Annotated in this window: 15 protein-coding genes and 5 tRNA genes; 1 reads left to right on the top strand and 19 read right to left on the bottom strand. The window is 52.6% G+C overall.

The annotated features are described in order from the left end of the window. Positions 1-300 precede the first annotated feature (300 nt). The 11 genes from rplL to ACOQH0_RS01075 all read right to left on the bottom strand — a co-directional run bounded on the left by rplL (position 301) and on the right by ACOQH0_RS01075 (position 5,719). A complete protein-coding gene (gene rplL, locus ACOQH0_RS01125; protein ID WP_006176746.1) occupies positions 301-666 on the bottom strand; it encodes a 50S ribosomal protein L7/L12 in 366 nt (121 codons plus the stop codon). Between the two features lie 66 nt (positions 667-732). Next, the gene (gene rplJ, locus ACOQH0_RS01120; RefSeq protein WP_001207203.1) at positions 733-1,230 is read right to left on the bottom strand and encodes a 50S ribosomal protein L10; all 498 of its coding nucleotides are present in this window, start codon (positions 1,228-1,230) and stop codon (positions 733-735) included. 291 nt (positions 1,231-1,521) lie between these two features. Next, positions 1,522-2,226 carry a 50S ribosomal protein L1 gene (gene rplA / locus ACOQH0_RS01115; RefSeq protein ID WP_006176745.1) on the bottom strand — a complete coding sequence of 235 codons (705 nt, stop codon included), beginning with the start codon at positions 2,224-2,226 and terminating at the stop codon, positions 1,522-1,524. Positions 2,227-2,229: 3 nt separating this feature from the next. Next, complete coding sequence (gene rplK / locus ACOQH0_RS01110) at positions 2,230-2,658, bottom strand: 50S ribosomal protein L11 (RefSeq protein WP_008503452.1); 429 nt, start codon at positions 2,656-2,658, stop codon at positions 2,230-2,232. A 156-nt stretch (positions 2,659-2,814) separates the two neighbouring features. Next, the gene (gene nusG, locus ACOQH0_RS01105; RefSeq protein ID WP_003862341.1) at positions 2,815-3,360 is read right to left on the bottom strand and encodes a transcription termination/antitermination protein NusG; all 546 of its coding nucleotides are present in this window, start codon (positions 3,358-3,360) and stop codon (positions 2,815-2,817) included. 1 nt (position 3,361) lies between these two features. Continuing rightward, positions 3,362-3,745, bottom strand: coding sequence for a preprotein translocase subunit SecE (gene secE, locus ACOQH0_RS01100; RefSeq protein ID WP_003862342.1), 384 nt, complete (start codon positions 3,743-3,745; stop codon positions 3,362-3,364). A gap of 229 nt (positions 3,746-3,974) precedes the next feature. Next, positions 3,975-5,159: an elongation factor Tu gene (gene tuf, locus ACOQH0_RS01095; RefSeq protein ID WP_023309456.1), complete on the bottom strand. Its 1,185-nt coding sequence runs from the start codon at positions 5,157-5,159 to the stop codon at positions 3,975-3,977. A 117-nt stretch (positions 5,160-5,276) separates the two neighbouring features. Then, positions 5,277-5,352, bottom strand: a tRNA-Thr gene (locus tag ACOQH0_RS01090). Between the two features lie 6 nt (positions 5,353-5,358). After that, positions 5,359-5,433: transfer RNA gene (locus ACOQH0_RS01085), tRNA-Gly, on the bottom strand. 117 nt (positions 5,434-5,550) lie between these two features. Beyond that, a tRNA-Tyr gene (locus ACOQH0_RS01080) sits at positions 5,551-5,635 on the bottom strand. An 8-nt stretch (positions 5,636-5,643) separates the two neighbouring features. Continuing rightward, positions 5,644-5,719 (bottom strand) — tRNA-Thr (locus ACOQH0_RS01075). Positions 5,720-6,037: 318 nt separating this feature from the next. Between ACOQH0_RS01075 and coaA the strand changes: the two genes are divergently transcribed. After that, complete coding sequence (gene coaA, locus ACOQH0_RS01070; RefSeq protein ID WP_010426211.1) at positions 6,038-6,991, top strand: type I pantothenate kinase; 954 nt, start codon at positions 6,038-6,040, stop codon at positions 6,989-6,991. Between the two features lie 40 nt (positions 6,992-7,031). On the opposite strand, the gene dppF is transcribed toward coaA, so the two are convergent. The 8 genes from dppF to ACOQH0_RS01030 form a co-directional block, all read right to left on the bottom strand. Beyond that, a complete protein-coding gene (dppF, locus tag ACOQH0_RS01065; protein WP_010426213.1) occupies positions 7,032-8,030 on the bottom strand; it encodes a dipeptide ABC transporter ATP-binding subunit DppF in 999 nt (332 codons plus the stop codon). Then, positions 8,027-9,010, bottom strand: coding sequence for a dipeptide ABC transporter ATP-binding protein (gene dppD / locus ACOQH0_RS01060; RefSeq protein WP_010426220.1), 984 nt, complete (start codon positions 9,008-9,010; stop codon positions 8,027-8,029). Before dppD ends, dppF begins: the two co-directional genes overlap by 4 nt. A 10-nt stretch (positions 9,011-9,020) precedes the next feature. Beyond that, a complete protein-coding gene (dppC, locus tag ACOQH0_RS01055) occupies positions 9,021-9,923 on the bottom strand; it encodes a dipeptide ABC transporter permease DppC (protein ID WP_010426221.1) in 903 nt (300 codons plus the stop codon). A gap of 9 nt (positions 9,924-9,932) precedes the next feature. After that, positions 9,933-10,952 carry a dipeptide ABC transporter permease DppB gene (gene dppB, locus ACOQH0_RS01050; protein WP_006177810.1) on the bottom strand — a complete coding sequence of 340 codons (1,020 nt, stop codon included), beginning with the start codon at positions 10,950-10,952 and terminating at the stop codon, positions 9,933-9,935. Between the two features lie 161 nt (positions 10,953-11,113). Further along, a complete protein-coding gene (gene dppA / locus ACOQH0_RS01045) occupies positions 11,114-12,721 on the bottom strand; it encodes a dipeptide ABC transporter periplasmic-binding protein DppA (RefSeq protein ID WP_100167433.1) in 1,608 nt (535 codons plus the stop codon). Between the two features lie 620 nt (positions 12,722-13,341). Next, positions 13,342-13,418 (bottom strand) — tRNA-Pro (locus ACOQH0_RS01040). Between the two features lie 91 nt (positions 13,419-13,509). Continuing rightward, the gene (gene eptB, locus ACOQH0_RS01035; protein ID WP_148400228.1) at positions 13,510-15,204 is read right to left on the bottom strand and encodes a kdo(2)-lipid A phosphoethanolamine 7''-transferase; all 1,695 of its coding nucleotides are present in this window, start codon (positions 15,202-15,204) and stop codon (positions 13,510-13,512) included. 240 nt (positions 15,205-15,444) lie between these two features. After that, complete coding sequence (locus ACOQH0_RS01030) at positions 15,445-16,647, bottom strand: L-lactate MFS transporter (RefSeq protein ID WP_421511360.1); 1,203 nt, start codon at positions 16,645-16,647, stop codon at positions 15,445-15,447. Between the last annotated feature and the right edge of the window lie 126 nt (positions 16,648-16,773).

The following is a 16,773-nucleotide window of genomic DNA, read 5'->3' as shown; positions in this document are numbered from 1 at the left end:
ACAAGTCGACCCATCTGTCCGACGAAGGGACAGTTTGTGCAACACCATTTTGTGGACCGGAAAATTGAATACTTTCCGCAATACCTGTTGCTATCACGCTTAAATCATTTCGTCGCGATTTACACAGAGCGAGCACCCTGTCGCAATATATTAAGTCGTCGATAGAAACATGCATTGTCAGGACAACCAGCAGTCAAACAGTGTGAAATGCTACTGATGCCTTACAGCGCAAAAAGGCTGGTGACTAAAAAGTCACCAGCCATCAGCCTAATGACTTAGGCTGCAACCAGAAAAGTTGGCTTATTTAACTTCAACTTCAGCGCCAGCTTCTTCCAGAGATTTTTTCAGTGCTTCTGCGTCGTCTTTGCTCACGCCTTCTTTCAGCGCAGCTGGAGCAGATTCTACCAGGTCTTTAGCTTCTTTCAGACCCAGGCCAGTTGCGCCACGTACTGCTTTGATAACAGCAACTTTGTTAGCGCCAGCAGCTTTCAGAATTACGTCGAATTCAGTTTTTTCTTCAGCAGCTTCAGCCGGGCCCGCAGCTACAGCTACAGCAGCAGCAGCAGAAACACCGAATTTTTCTTCCATTGCAGAAATCAGTTCTACAACGTCCATTACGGACATAGCTGCAACTGCTTCAATGATTTGATCTTTAGTGATAGACATTTAAATTGTTCCTGAAAATCAGAATAAGTTTATACGTAAGCAAATGCTTTATAAAGATAACTGCGATTAAGCAGCTTCTTTCGCATCGCGAACAGCAGCCAGAGTGCGAACCAGTTTGCCAGCCGAAGCTTCTTTCATGGTTGCCATCAGGCGTGCAATTGCTTCTTCGTAGGTCGGCAGGGTTGCCAGGCGATCGATTTGCGATGCCGGGATCAACTCACCTTCAAAGGCTGCAGCTTTGACCTCAAATTTTGCATTCGCTTTCGCGAACTCTTTGAACAGACGAGCAGCAGCGCCCGGGTGTTCCATAGAGTATGCAATAAGGGTCGGACCAACAAACGTGTCTTTCAGGCACTCGAACTGAGTACCTTCAACTACGCGACGCAGCAGGGTGTTACGAACAACACGCATGTATACGCCAGCTTCACGACCTGCTTTACGCAGTTCAGTCATTTTGTCTACAGTAACGCCACGGGAATCCGCAACTACTGCAGACAGCGCGCCTTTGGCTACTTCGCTGACTTCAGCAACAATCGCTTGTTTGTCTTGAAGATTTAAAGCCATTAGCTTTGCTCCTGGATGTTTGCCGGAACTCATGTCCCGGAACTCACTTCACTCTCCCCAACGAGGAGAGCGTCTTAATACGGTGAGCAGAAACAAGCCAGAGTATTCAAAAATAATCTTAGCGTTCTGTCACCGTCTACGCAGGGGATTAAGTCTCTTGCGAAACACCTGCGGTCTTCGACGGAGGCCTGGATTAGGCCAGGCTCCAACGAACAATTCTGTTAGCCGCTAACTTTTGTTAGCAAACGTGGGGGTAAGATTGTAGACAAAATCACCGCCCACGTAAAGGCATTAGTTTGCAGCAGCGCTCAGGCCAGCCTGGTCAACTGCAACACCTGCACCCATGGTGGTGGAGATGCTAACTTTCTTGATGTACACGCCTTTAGCCTGAGTTGGTTTTGCTTTTTTCAGCGCAACCAGCAGAGATTCCAGGTTTTCTTTCAGTTTGTCAGCGTCAAAGTCCACTTTACCGATGGTGGTGTGGATGATGCCGTTTTTGTCGTTACGATAACGAACCTGACCTGCTTTAGCGTTCTTAACCGCTTCAGCAACGTTAGGCGTTACAGTACCCACTTTCGGGTTTGGCATCAGGCCGCGTGGACCCAGAACCTGGCCCAGCTGGCCAACAACGCGCATTGCATCTGGAGAAGCAATAACAACGTCAAAGTTCATTTCGCCTTTCTTGATCTGATCAGCCAGATCTTCCATACCTACCAGTTCAGCGCCGGCAGCTTTAGCAGCTTCAGCGTTTGCACCCTGAGCAAATACAGCTACGCGAACGGAACGGCCAGTACCGTGTGGCAGTACAGTTGCGCCACGAACGTTCTGATCGGATTTACGAGCGTCGATGCCCAGGTTAACGGCAACGTCAACGCTTTCAACGAACTTAGCAGTTGCCAGTTCTTTCAGCAGAGCGATAGCTTCGTTGATGTCGTACTGTTTGGTCGCATCAACTTTGTCACGGATCACGGACATGCGCTTGGTCAGTTTAGCCATTTCTTAGTCCTCCACTACCAGGCCCATGGAACGTGCAGTACCTTCGATTGAGCGAGTCATCGCTTCAATGTCGGCACCAGTCATGTCGGCAGCTTTGGTCTGCGCGATTTCCTGCAGCTGAGCGCGGGAAATTTTACCCACTTTGTCTTTGTTCGGTTTACCGGAACCAGACTTGATACCAGCCGCTTTCTTCAGCAGAACTGCTGCTGGAGGGGTCTTGGTAACGAAAGTGAAAGAACGGTCAGCGTAAACAGTGATTACGACTGGGATTGGCAGACCTTTTTCCAGGGATTCAGTTTTTGCGTTGAACGCTTTACAGAATTCCATGATGTTCACACCCTGCTGACCCAGAGCTGGACCAACTGGTGGACTTGGGTTCGCCATACCAGCTGCAACCTGCAGCTTGACGTAGGCTTGTACTTTCTTAGCCATTCTAAAATCCTCTGATTGGGTAATAGCGCCTCAGAGAGGCTCCCCGTGAATAAAATTCGTTTTACGGGCCGTAACCCATAAAAACAAAAGGCGCGAAATTGTATTCCAATCTCGCGCCTTGTGCAACGATTAAATCGTTGCTTTTTTGATCGCTGCTTAGGCTTTTTCGACCTGTGCAAAGTCCAGCTCTACCGGGGTCGCACGACCGAAGATAGAAACAGACACTTTCAGGCGGGACTTCTCGTAGTCCACTTCTTCAACGACGCCGTTAAAGTCAGCAAACGGACCGTCATTAACACGAACCATCTCACCCGGTTCAAACAGCGTTTTCGGACGCGGCTTATCACCCACCTGCTGCAGGCGGTTCATAATCGCATCAACTTCTTTATCGCTGATTGGCGCCGGACGGTCAGACGTGCCGCCGATAAAGCCCATCACGCGCGGTACGCTGCGCACCAGGTGCCAGCTCGCGTCGTTCATCACCATCTGAACCAGCACGTAACCCGGGAAGAATTTGCGCTCGCTTTTGCGACGTTGACCGCCACGGATCTCGACCACTTCTTCGGTCGGAACCATAACTTCGCCAAATAACTCTTCCATGTTGTGTAATTTGATATGCTCACGCAGCGATGTAGCTACGCGGCCTTCAAAACCGGAAAACGCCTGAACGACGTACCAACGCTTTTTAGGGGCTTCAGACATCTTAGAACCTCAGGCCAGTGATAAAGGAAACCAGGCGAACCAGAATACCATCCAGTCCCCACAGGATCAGTGACATTACAGCGGTAACCGCCGCTACGATCAGCGTGGTGTGCAATGTTTCCTGGCGAGTCGGCCAAATGACCTTGCGGACTTCGGTACGTGCTTCGCGAGCGAAAGCGACAGTCGCTTTGCCTTTTGTCGTCAACAGCGCGACACCACCCGCTGCAGCAATCAGAATTACCACTGCAAGCGCGCGTAGCGGCAGCATCATGTCACGATAAAGATAGTTGCCAACAATTGCTACGATCAGCAGCACGGCTACAACTACCCATTTCATCGCTTCCAGGCCGCGCCCGCTCCCTTGAGCTTCGGTATTCGCACTCATAAACCAACCTGTCAGAAGTATTCTACAAACATTTTCACCCCGCGATTGCGAGGCAAACCAAATCGAAATGCTTATTCGCTTTTCGGATTATACGCTCTCTGCAGAGCCTGTCTCAGCAATGATTATGACAAAAATAATCACTGATGAGCCAGGTTCTGATGTGAAAGCGTGCAAAAAGGGCATCAAATGATGCCCTTTTATTGCGCATTGCGTCAAATGTTATCAGCGATTAGCCGAGAACTTTAGCAACAACGCCCGCGCCAACGGTACGGCCGCCTTCACGGATTGCGAAACGCAGACCATCGTCCATCGCGATTGGGTGGATCAGAGTCACAACCATCTTAATGTTGTCGCCTGGCATTACCATCTCAACGCCTTCTGGCAGTTCGATGGTACCGGTCACGTCAGTTGTACGGAAGTAGAACTGTGGACGGTAGCCTTTGAAGAACGGAGTATGACGGCCGCCTTCGTCTTTGGACAGGATGTACACTTCAGATTCGAACTTGGTGTGTGGCTTGATTGAGCCTGGCTTCGCCAGAACCTGACCACGTTCGATTTCTTCACGTTTGATACCACGCAGCAGAACACCAACGTTCTCACCAGCACGGCCTTCGTCCAGCAGTTTGCGGAACATTTCAACGCCAGTACAGGTAGACTTAGCAGTCTCTTTGATACCAACGATTTCAACTTCTTCGCCAACTTTGATGATACCGCGCTCTACACGACCGGTAACAACGGTACCACGACCGGAGATGGAGAATACGTCTTCGATTGGCAGCAGGAATGGCTTGTCAATCGCACGCTCTGGTTCTGGGATGTAAGAATCCAGGAAGCCAGCCAGTTCGATGATTTTCGCTTCCCACTCTGCGTCGCCTTCCAGCGCTTTCAGCGCGGAACCACGAACGATTGGAGTGTCGTCGCCTGGGAAATCGTACTGAGACAGCAGTTCACGAACTTCCATCTCTACCAGTTCCAGCAGCTCTTCGTCATCAACCATGTCGCATTTGTTCAGGAACACGATGATGAAAGGAACGCCTACCTGACGACCCAGCAGGATGTGCTCACGAGTCTGAGGCATTGGGCCGTCAGTCGCAGCAACAACCAGGATCGCGCCGTCCATCTGCGCAGCACCGGTGATCATGTTTTTAACATAGTCGGCGTGGCCTGGGCAGTCTACGTGTGCGTAGTGGCGAGTCGGGGTGTCGTATTCAACGTGGGAGGTGTTGATGGTGATACCACGAGCTTTTTCTTCTGGTGCGTTATCGATCTGGTCGAATGCGCGAGCAGAACCACCGTAGGTTTTTGCCAGAACGGTAGTGATTGCAGCGGTCAGCGTTGTTTTACCATGGTCAACGTGGCCGATAGTACCGACGTTAACGTGCGGTTTTGTACGTTCAAACTTTTCTTTAGACATCGATTGTCCCTCTAAGACACGGATAAATCGGTGATATCACCACATCAACCAGGCGAAATGCCTGAACTGTTGAATACATTTAAATTGAAACAGAGAGAAACGGGAGGAGAAGTGAAGTGGTGCTGATACCCAGAGTCGAACTGGGGACCTCACCCTTACCAAGGGTGCGCTCTACCAACTGAGCCATATCAGCACGTATTGGAGCGGGCAGCGGGAATCGAACCCGCATCATCAGCTTGGAAGGCTGAGGTAATAGCCATTATACGATGCCCGCATCCTGAAACTCGGCTACCCAGTTCTTTCTGTAACAAAAAAAGAGATTTCTCTCTTTTCATGTTCGAGCTGGCTAATTTTTCCAACCAGCTCCGGCGGCATTTACGCTGCCAGAAAGTGGTGGTGGGGGAAGGATTCGAACCTTCGAAGTCTGTGACGGCAGATTTACAGTCTGCTCCCTTTGGCCGCTCGGGAACCCCACCGGACTTGATGGTGCCGACTACCGGAATCGAACTGGTGACCTACTGATTACAAGTCAGTTGCTCTACCTACTGAGCTAAGTCGGCATCAAGTAGCGCGCATTCTATGGAGACACGCGCAGTCATGCAACTAAAAAATTGCATAAAACGTTCTTTCGCTCACATTTTATGCGAAACCAGTGCTAACCGCTTTAAATTCATCCGCTCGCGGTCAAATATCCAACATGACCCCCTGATTTACCCCTTCTATACCGTACCGTGATACCTCCCGCGTAAAGCATCGCTTTCCCATATTTTTTCTTATTATTCCTGTCATCTGGTGTTAACCTCCTGCCCATTGTCCAAAATTAACTATGTGAAGAGCCATGACCCGGCAGTTTTGTGCTGGCTCACAGAAGCATGCTTATGAGCAAAAAAGAGCAAACGTTAATGACACCTTATCTTCACTTTAACCGCAGCCAGTGGGCTGCCCTGCGTGATTCCGTTCCTATGACGCTGACGGAGGGTGAAATCGCACGGTTAAAAGGGATAAACGAAGATCTGTCCCTGGAAGAGGTGGCAGAGATTTATCTTCCCCTCTCTCGCTTGCTTAACTTCTATATAAGCTCGAACCTCCGCCGCCAGGCGGTACTGGAACAGTTCCTCGGCACTAACGGTCAGCGTATTCCTTATATCATCAGTATCGCGGGCAGCGTGGCAGTTGGTAAAAGCACCACCGCGCGCGTGTTACAGGCGTTACTGAGCCGCTGGCCAGAACACCGCAGCGTGGAACTGATTACCACCGACGGCTTCCTGCATCCCAATGAAGTATTGAAAGAACGCGGGTTGATGAAGAAGAAGGGCTTCCCGCTCTCTTATGATATGCACCGTCTGGTGAAATTCGTCTCTGATCTGAAATCGGGCGCGCCTAACGTCACTGCGCCGGTTTACTCGCATCTGATTTACGACCGTATCCCGGATGGAGACAAAACGGTTGTGCAGCCAGACATCCTGATTCTGGAAGGGTTAAATGTGCTGCAAAGCGGGATGGATTATCCTCACGACCCGCATCACGTCTTTGTTTCCGACTTTGTTGACTTCTCTATCTATGTCGATGCGCCGGAAGATCTGCTGAAAAGCTGGTATATCAACCGCTTCCTGAAGTTCCGCGAAGGGGCGTTCACCGATCCTGATTCCTACTTCCATAATTACGCCCAGCTCTCTAAAGAAGAGGCGATCAACGTCGCAACGGGACTGTGGAATGAGATCAACTACGTGAACCTGAAAGAGAACATTCTGCCAACACGTGAGCGCGCCAGCCTGATCCTTACCAAGAGTGAGAAACACGCTGTCGACCAGATCCGTCTACGGAAGTCATAACGCAGATATAAAAAAACCGGCTTCACGCCGGTTTTTTTCTTTACGCATGCGGCTTTTCGCCATTTTCATCCTGATCGACCGCGAAGCAGGCCACCAGTTGTCCACGATAATCCTTCAACTGTGGCTGCAACTGCGTGCAGGGTCCGAAGCGTCGGCTACAGCGGGCATTGAACGCACATCCCGGAGGCGGATTCAGCGGGCTTGGCAACTCGCCGGTCAGCTTAATGCGCTCACGACGATCGTCCGGATTCAGACGCGGCGTCGCAGACAGCAGTGCCTGGGTATACGGGTGACGAGGATTATTAAAGATTTGCTCTTTCGTCCCTTTCTCCACGCAGCGCCCTAGGTACATCACCATCACTTCATCGGCAATGTGCTCCACGACAGACAAATCATGTGAAATGAACACATACGACAGCCCCAGATCCTGCTGCAGATCCATCATCAGGTTCAGCACCTGCGCACGTACGGATACGTCGAGCGCAGAAACAGGCTCATCGGCAATCACCACGTCCGGGTCGAGCATCAGACCGCGGGCGATGGCGATTCGCTGACGCTGGCCGCCCGAGAACATATGCGGGTAGCGATCGTAATGCTCAGTTTTCAAACCCACTTTCGCCATCATCGCCAGCGCTTTCTCACGACGCTGCTCTTTGCTCAGGTTGCTGTTGATCAGCAGCGGTTCTTCCAGAATCTGCCCCACTTTTTTGCGCGGGTTCAGTGAACCGTACGGGTTCTGGAACACAATCTGGATTTTCTGGCGACGCAGTTTCTGCGCCTGTGGGTCGTGCTTGAGCAGATCCTGCCCCTGATAGTACAGCTCGCCGCCGGTTGGCACTTCAATCATCGTCAGCAGACGGCCCAGCGTCGATTTGCCACAGCCGGACTCCCCTACCACCGCGAGCGTTTTACCGCGCTCAAGGGTAAAGGAGACACCGTCCAGCGCTTTGACCAGGCGCTCGGGAGCAAATAAGCCCTTCTTCACCGGGTAGTGTTTTTTCAGGTCGATGGCCTGCAACAGCAGTTGTTGCGTACTCATAGTGTTGGCCTCCCGGCATCATCGAGTGGGTAGTGGCATTTGGACTGGCGACCGTCGGCCAGCAGATTCAGCTCTGGCTCGTCGACGCGACATTTATCCGTCGCATACGGGCAGCGCGGGTTAAGCAGACAGCCCTGCGGACGGTCATATTTACCCGGCACAACCCCCGGAAGCGAGGCCAGACGCGCTTTATCCTGCGCAAATTCCGGCAGCGCGCGCAGCAGAGCCTGCGTATACGGATGACGCGGGGCACGGAAGATATCGTGTGAACTTCCGGTCTCCACCACCTGGCCTGCATACATCACGATGATTTTGTGTGCCGCTTCAGCCACCAGCGCCAGATCGTGCGTAATCAGCACCAGCGCCATATTCTCTTTCTGCTGCAGCTCCAGCAGCAGCTCGATGATTTGCGCCTGGATGGTTACATCCAGCGCGGTTGTTGGTTCATCGGCGATCAGCAGTTTTGGCCGACAGGCAATTGCCATGGCGATCATCACGCGCTGGCTCATCCCGCCGGACAACTGGTGCGGATACACATCCAGACGCGATGCCGGATCGGGAATACCCACCTGCGTCAGCAGATCGATAGCGCGCTGACGACGGGTTTGCTTGTTACCCCCCTGATGCACCTTGATGGCTTCCATAATCTGGAACCCCACGGTGTAACACGGGTTCAGGCTGGTCATCGGGTCCTGGAAGATCATCGCCACTTCCGCGCCCACCAGCTGGCGGCGCTGCTTCTCGGAAATGCGCTGCAGATCCTGACCATTAAATTCCAGGCTTTCCGCCATTACGCGGCCGGGATAATCAATCAGCCCCATAATTGCCAGCGAGCTGACTGACTTGCCGGAACCAGACTCCCCTACGATGCCAACCACTTCGCCCTGATTTACGCTGTAGCTGATGCGGTCCACGGCGCGAAACGGTGTGCCTTCGTCGCCGAAGTGTACCGATAATTTATCTACATTTAATAACGCCATCTCGTGCCTCTTACTGCTTCAGTTTGGGATCAAGTGCATCACGCAGACCATCACCCATCAGGTTAAATGCCAGCACCGTCAGCAGAATCGCCAGACCCGGGAAGGTGACGACCCACCAGGCGCTTTGCGCGAACTGCAACACGTCGGAGAGCATCGTGCCCCACTCCGGTGTTGGCGGCTGCGCACCCATGCCAAGGAAGCCAAGAGCGGCCATATCGAGAATGGCGTTAGAGAAACCGAGCGACGCCTGAACAATCAGCGGCGCAAGGCAGTTAGGTAGAATATTGACGAACATCTGGCGCATCGCACCCGCACCCGCCACGCGAGAAGCGGTGACGTAGTCTCGATTCACCTCAACCAGGACAGCCGCACGGGTTAATCGGACATAGTGCGGCAGCGCAACGAACGTCAACGCCAGGGCAGCATTACCTATCGAAGGTCCAAACACCGCCACCAGCACCAGCGCCAGCAGCAGGCTTGGCAACGCCAGCATGATGTCGACGATACGCATAATGACGTTATCGACGATGCCACCGAAGTAGCCAGCCACCAGGCCGAGCACAACGCCCATGATCAGCGACAGTACAACAACGAGGCAGCCCACCAGCAGCGACAGACGCGCGCCGTACATCAGACGCGACAGCACGTCACGGCCCACATCATCGGTACCGAGCAGGTGCGTCAGGCTACCGCCGTCCTGCCACGCAGGTGGCGCGAGTAGCGCATCGCGGAACTGGTCCGCCGGGTTATACGGTGCGAGGAAGTTCGCAAACACCGCAATCAGGATCATGATAACAACATACACCAGCCCTACCACCGCGCCTTTATTGCGCTTGAAGTAGTGCCAGAATTCCTGCAGCGGCGTCATAGGAACCGGTGCAGCGACCACGTTATTTTGAGTGACTTGTGACATGACGGCCCCTTACTTCTTATGACGAATACGCGGGTTCACCACGCCGTACAGCAAATCGACCAGCAGGTTGACGAGGATAATCATCGTCGCAACCAGCAGTACACCGCCCTGCACAACCGGATAGTCACGGCGCTGCAGCGCATCAATCAGCCAGCGACCGAGGCCCGGCCAGGAGAAGATGGTTTCCGTCAGGATCGCGCCTGCCAGCAGCGTCCCCACCTGCAGACCGATAACGGTAACGACCGGCAGCATGGCGTTACGCAGAGCATGAACGATAATCACGCGCATGCGGGTTAACCCTTTGGCACGCGCGGTACGGATGTAATCTTCGCCCAGCACTTCCAGCATGGAGGAACGGGTCATACGCACGATCACCGCCAGAGGAATGGTGCCCAGCACCATCGCAGGCAGGATCATGTGCGCGACGGCATCAATGAAGTTGCCCTCTTCGCCCCAGATAGCCGTGTCGATCAGCATAAAGCCGGTGAGCGGGTTGGTATCATCAAGGAAGACCATATCGCTGACGCGCCCGGAGACCGGGGTTAGGTTCCATTGCACGGAGACCAGCATGATCAGCATCATGCCCCACCAGAAGATAGGCATGGAGTAACCGGTCAGCGCCAGACCCACGGCGGTATGGTCAAAAATAGAGCCACGCTTGACGGCAGCCAGTACCCCGACAGGAATACCCACCGCAGTGGCGAAAATCATGGCGCAGATGCCCAGTTCCAGTGTCGCTTTAAAACGCGGCACGAACTCGTCCCACACCGGAAGACGGCTTTTGAGTGAAATCCCTAAATCACCGTGCAACACGCCCCAGATATAGTGGAGGTACTGCTGCCACATTGGCTTATCAAGGCCGAGTTCAGCCAGCAGTTGCGCATGACGCTCAGGGGAGATACCACGCTCGCCCGCCATAATCATTACCGGGTCGCCGGGGATCATATGGACGAAGGCAAAAGTGAGAAGGGTGATACCGATAAACGTCGGGATAACGAGTCCCAGACGTCGGAGGATGAACTGCAACATAACCCGGATTCTCTCTGATGACGCACGACCAGTGGCGTGACGTCTGTATTGCTCACAAATGTAAATTCCCTCTCCCTGTGGGAGAGGGTTAGGGTGAGGGGATGCATGCACGACCCTCACCCCTGCCCTCTCCCAAAGGGAGAGGGAGAACACCCTACTTATTATTCAACAGATACGTTTTCGAAGTGGTGTTTGCCCAGTGGATCAACCACGTAGCCCTTCACTTCTTTACGCACTGGCTCGTACACGGTGGAGTGAGCAACAATCAGCGCCGGGGCCTGATCGTGCATAACAACCTGCGCTTGCTTGTACAGTTCAATACGTTTGTTGTGATCGTCGGTCGCACGCGCCGGCTGGATCAGATCTTCAAACGGCTTGTAGCACCAGCGAGAGTAGTTGGAACCGTCTTTCGCTGCCGCGCAGCTGAACAGGGTGGCGAAGAAGTTGTCCGGATCCCCATTGTCGCCGGTCCAGCCCATCATCACCGCCTGGTGTTCACCCGCTTTGGCACGCTTCAGGTACTCGCCCCACTCGTAGGTCACAATCTTGGCCTGAACGCCGATCTTCGCCCAGTCAGCCTGAACCATTTCCGCCATACGGCGCGCGTTCGGGTTATATGGACGCTGAACAGGCATTGCCCACAGTTCAACGGTAAAGCCTTTATCCTGGCCTGCTTCTTTCAGCAGCGCTTTCGCTTTCTCAGGATCGTAGGTGTAGTCCTTAATGTCATCGTTATAGCCCCACATGGTTGGTGGGATCAGGTTCTTGGCAGCAACGCCGGCGCCCTGGTAAACGGCTTTGATGATCGCTTCTTTGTTCACCGCGTAGGTCAGCGCCTGACGCACTTTCACGTCATCAAACGGTTTCTTCTCGGTGTTGAAGGAGAGATAGCCCACGTTCAGGCCAGCCTGCTCCAGCAGGTTGATGTTCTTGTCCTGCTTCATACGAGCGATGTCAGCCGGGTTCGGGTACGGCATAACCTGACATTCGTTTTTCTGCAGTTTTGCGTAACGCACGGAAGCGTCAGGCGTGATGGAGAAGACCAGGCGGTCAATCTTCGGTTTGGTACCCCAGAAGCCTTCGAAGGCTTTATACAGAATGCGGGAGTCTTTCTGGTACTGCAGCAGCTGGAATGGACCGGTACCGATTGGATTCAGGTCGACTTTCTCCGGCGTACCGGCTTTCAGCATGTTGTCCGCGTACTCTTTAGAGAGAATAGAAGCGAAGTCCATGGCCAGGTCAGCCAGGAATGGCGCTTCCGGACGCGTCAGCACGAACTGAACGGTTTTATCGTCCACTTTTTTCACTTCGGCGATCAGGTCCGGCAGACCCATCCCTTCGAAGTATTCATAGCTGCCGCCAGACACTTTATGGTACGGGTTCTGGGCATTTTTCTGACGGTCGAAAGAGAACACAACGTCGTCGGCGTTAAAGTCGCGCGTTGGTTTGAATTCTTTGCTGTCCTGCCACTTCACGCCCTGACGCAGGTGGAAGGTATAGGTTTTACCGTCTTCGCTGACTTCCCACTTTTCAGCCAGACCCGGAATCACTTCCGTGGTGCCGGTTTTAAATTCAACCAGACGGTTATAGATCGGTACAGAGCTTGCGTCGTACGTCGTTCCAGAGGTAAAGAGCTGTGGGTTAAAGCCTTCCGGCGAGCCTTCAGAACAGTAAACCAGGGTTTTTGCCTGTACGCTTGCTGCTACGGTCATAGCCACCAGGCTCAGACCAAGCTTTAGCATCCCTGACTTCTTCAAGGAAATACTCATTATTCTGCTCCAATGTGATGTTTTGCTTTGTTGTGTTACGCCGCCTGACCTTTATTTATTTTTTACCCGGTCTGGTCGGTGATGCCCGAAGGCTTTAAAGGGATGGAGAATCCTTTCAGAAGAGCGTTTGAGTTGCAGCGCAGATCGTCCCTGAAATGCCCCTCATGCCCTACAATCTGTCAACAGAATGTGAAAACGTCAATACAGGTGACGGGGATTTACGCGGAGTGTGAGAAACCGCAAACAAAGATTAAAAAAACCTCCGGCGCCAGTTTTCAGCAGGGAAATTTATGCTACTCGCCATGTGGCAGCACAAATATCTTCATATTTCGCAACATGTAGTGATTAACTTTTATTCAGATTGGGTAAATTTTCTTGCGGAATGGTGATTATCTGAGCACTAAATACCGCGAACGTTAAAACGCACAGCGAAAAATGCTGAGGTTATCCATAAGCAACGCGAAAAAAGATCAATCCATATATAAAAAAATACAATGGATAATGTCACAAAATCGTTAACAGGCAGGGTGAAACAGGGCTAAGGGGCGTTTTAGTGAGTCTGGCTGGCTAACGCCATAATGCAAAAAGGGCTAACCTTGCGGTTAGCCCTTTTTTAAATGTGGTCGGCGAGAGAGGATTCGAACCTCCGACCCACTGGTCCCAAACCAGTTGCGCTACCAAGCTGCGCTACTCGCCGAATGCGGAGCGCATCTTACTGCTGAGGTGCGCCCCCGTCAATCCCTTATTTTCAAAAAGCCATTCAACTGGCGATATTCTCGCCAGAGCAGCTACTGCGCGGCTTTTGCGGTGTTATCAGGCAGTTTACACCAGTTGTTGTTTTCGTTAATCCCACCGTTCGGTGAGGTATAGCCGAGACAGCCCATAATGGTGTCGTACAGCTCAACGTGACGGCGCGGAACCTTGATCTCTGCCTGCTGCTTCAAATGCGCAAACATTTTGGCTTTGTCAGGGTTCTCAAGGTACTTATCCGACATCCACATGATCATCGGCACGCGGAACTGCTCCGGCGGCGCAAGCTTGCGTGGCGTACCGTGCAGGTGTTCTTTTTCGTTGATTGACTCGCCGTGGTCAGCCGCGTAGATCACAATCGCTTTCTTATCGCGAAGCTCGTCGATCACCCTGCTCAGGAACGTGTCCACATACAGAATCGAGTTGTCGTAGGCATTGATCAGCTCCTGCTTGCTGCAGTTTTTGTTAATGCCGACACACTCAGGCGTCCATTTCGCGAAATCGCGCGTATAACGCTGGTAATAGCTGTAGTGCGAGCCTTTGGTATGCAACACGATAAGGTGCTTACCCTGCGGATGGTTTTTCAGCGACTGTTCCATCTCGGAGAGCAGCAGCATGTCATCGACATTCTTCCCACGGTTGCGCGGCTCGGCACCAATCTGCTCACGATAGGCGATGTTATCCGCCATGGTGTTGGTGTAGAACCACATCTCACTTTGCATAGCGAACAGGTCGGAGCTAAATCCAAGCTGCTTCAGTACAGCAAATACGTTCTGCTCTTTGAGCGTACGCTGCGGGTTATCGCTGGCACCGCCTTCACGCACAAACATACAGCGCAGAGAGAGCTTCGTCGCGGTATCGCAGGAGTAACCGCGGTAAGCCACAAGGTTCTTTTCCTGGGCCAGTTTTGGCGTGGTATCGCGGTCATAGCCGAGAATACCCATATGATCCCAGCGCGTGGTTTCACCGATAACAAAGACGACGTAGGTATCATCCAGCCCGTCAGCCGGTGCCACGTAATTGAATTTTTTCGTCGGATTCATCAAGGATTTTACATCACTGGATTCATCCGCCTGTGCCCAGGCATACAGGCCTAAGGCCGAGAGCCAGTTGGAGGGCAAATAGGAGTTAGCGACCACACCGCCGTAGCTTGGCATGTCTACGCCCGTCGCTTTTTCGATGCGTTTTTGCTGTTTTTCCATCAAGCGAATCGGTGCCCAGACCAGTAATCCGGCCAACAGGACAACGGCGATATTCCGGATCCGCTGCCCGCGCGTGCGCAGCTGGCGTAACAACGTATAGCGGCAGGTATTACTCCAGATAAAGAAGAGCGGTATCAGACAGGTTAAAACCGTCCAGACGATAAAGCCCTTACCTACGACCTCTTTCGAGAGATCGATATCGGTGGTCATGACTGACGCAACAATCCCATAGCCAATGACCACATTCATAAAGGTCATGTAATAACTGGCGGCGGCAGAAATAATGACAACCAGTGAAGCCAGAATTTGCCACGGGCGTCGGCCAAAAAGGGAAAGCAGACGTAACAGGAAGAAGGTAGCGAGGATGGAACCGAACACTTCAATTGCAGCAAAAATTCCATTTCTTACGGTGAGGTGCTCGAAATAACCTTCCACTCGTCTGAACAGCACCGCGCCATTCAGAAACAAACCGATATAGACAGCCAGCATCAGACACAATCTTTGCTGGGTAAGAGACCTAATGTATTTCATGCAAACAACCCTGGGGGAAGGGGTATAGAGACCCGCCGACTCTCATCGAGAAAACAGACAGAGTAAGTATGTGCGTAGGAAAGCGTTATCAGAAACGTCTACAAGCGCGGTAAGTAGACCACAGCGGGAGAGAAAAGTGGCAGCAGAGAATGTGATTCGTGCAAATTTTTACAAAAAAGCAAGTCAGGAAGCGTATCCCTCAGCGCAAAAAAAGAGGCCATTACGGCCTCTCCTTATTCGTTAAGCATGCACTTCTTTAAAAACTTCTCGCTGCGGCTGGCGAATCGTCGTCGACAGCGCCAGGGAAATAATCAGCAAGGCAAATATCACGCAGAAGGTCACATAGAACCCGCCGAACAATGAAGCAATCAGCGAACCGCAGATACTGCCGATCCCGAAGCCCAAGTAGATGACGCCGTAGTTTTTTGCCAGATTGTTCAGGCCAAAGAACTCGCTCACCAGAGACGGGAAGACGGTAATGGTGCCGCCAAAGTTAAAGGCCACACAGGCAATCGCGGCAAAGAACGTGGCCTCATTCAGCGGTGCAAACAGCAGTGCCGCCATGCCCACCAGCGAAACCACCTGCCCTATCGTAATGACGCGGATACGGGCAATTTTGTCAGACAGAATACCGAGCACCAGACGGCCCGAGAGGTTGGCAATAGAAATCACGGTGACCGCATTCGCCGCCGTGGCCGCGTCCAGTTTCACCATGCCCTGCGCGATATCTTTCGCCACGCCAATGACATACAGGCCGCTCATGCAGGCCGTCAGGAACATCACCGCCAGCATCCAGTACTGTGGTTTGCGCATGGACTGAGCCAGGGTGAAGTCGTTCTCCACCACGCCGTTAACGGATTTCACCTCCTGCTGTGGCGCATCAGTCATCAGCGTTGCACCGAACAGAATCATCACCAGAACGATAACGCCCCAGATCATAAAGGTTTTTTCAAGGCCAACGGAGGCCAGCAAATGGGAATCGATAAATTTGAACCCGAGGCTCCCCAAACCATATGAACCGATGGCAAACGCGGAGATCAAACCTTTACGCTCCGGGAACCACTTCACGCAGTTCGACAGCGTCAGCAGATAACCAGCACCATCTGCCAGCCCCACCAGAACCCCGGCGCTCAGCCAGAGCATCATCAGGTTGTTGGAATGCGCCGTCAGGAAAAAGCCCACGCCCAGCAGGATCCCGGACGCCATGGTGACGCGCTTAACGCCAAAGCGCTCCTGCAGTTTGCCCGCGACGGAAGAGGAAAGCGCCAGCCCCAGGCTTAGCAAGCCGAAAGAGAACGCCACCTGGCTCACCGGCGCACCGAGCTTATCGGAAAGCGCACTGTTGAACAGGCTCCAGGTGTAGACCGAACCCAGCGCGAACTGGGTGACGATAGTGCCGAAAAGCGTGAGCCAGCGCGTACGGTTATAAGTTGAAGTGTTCATGGCAGTTGTCCTGCAAGAGAAATTAAGGAAGTTCGCTGAGGACAACAATAAACAAAACCTTATTACCGCTGGGGTAAAACGGCATGAAATGCAGGAGGAACGGAATGAAATGCCTGGAATCGGGAA

Origin of the sequence: Enterobacter sp. JS8-1 (assembly GCF_049187015.1) — a bacterium.
Classification (GTDB): Bacteria; Pseudomonadota; Gammaproteobacteria; order Enterobacterales; family Enterobacteriaceae; genus Enterobacter; species Enterobacter mori.
Note: the sequence above shows the minus strand (reverse complement) of the source record. Positions and strands in the feature narration are given on the sequence as shown.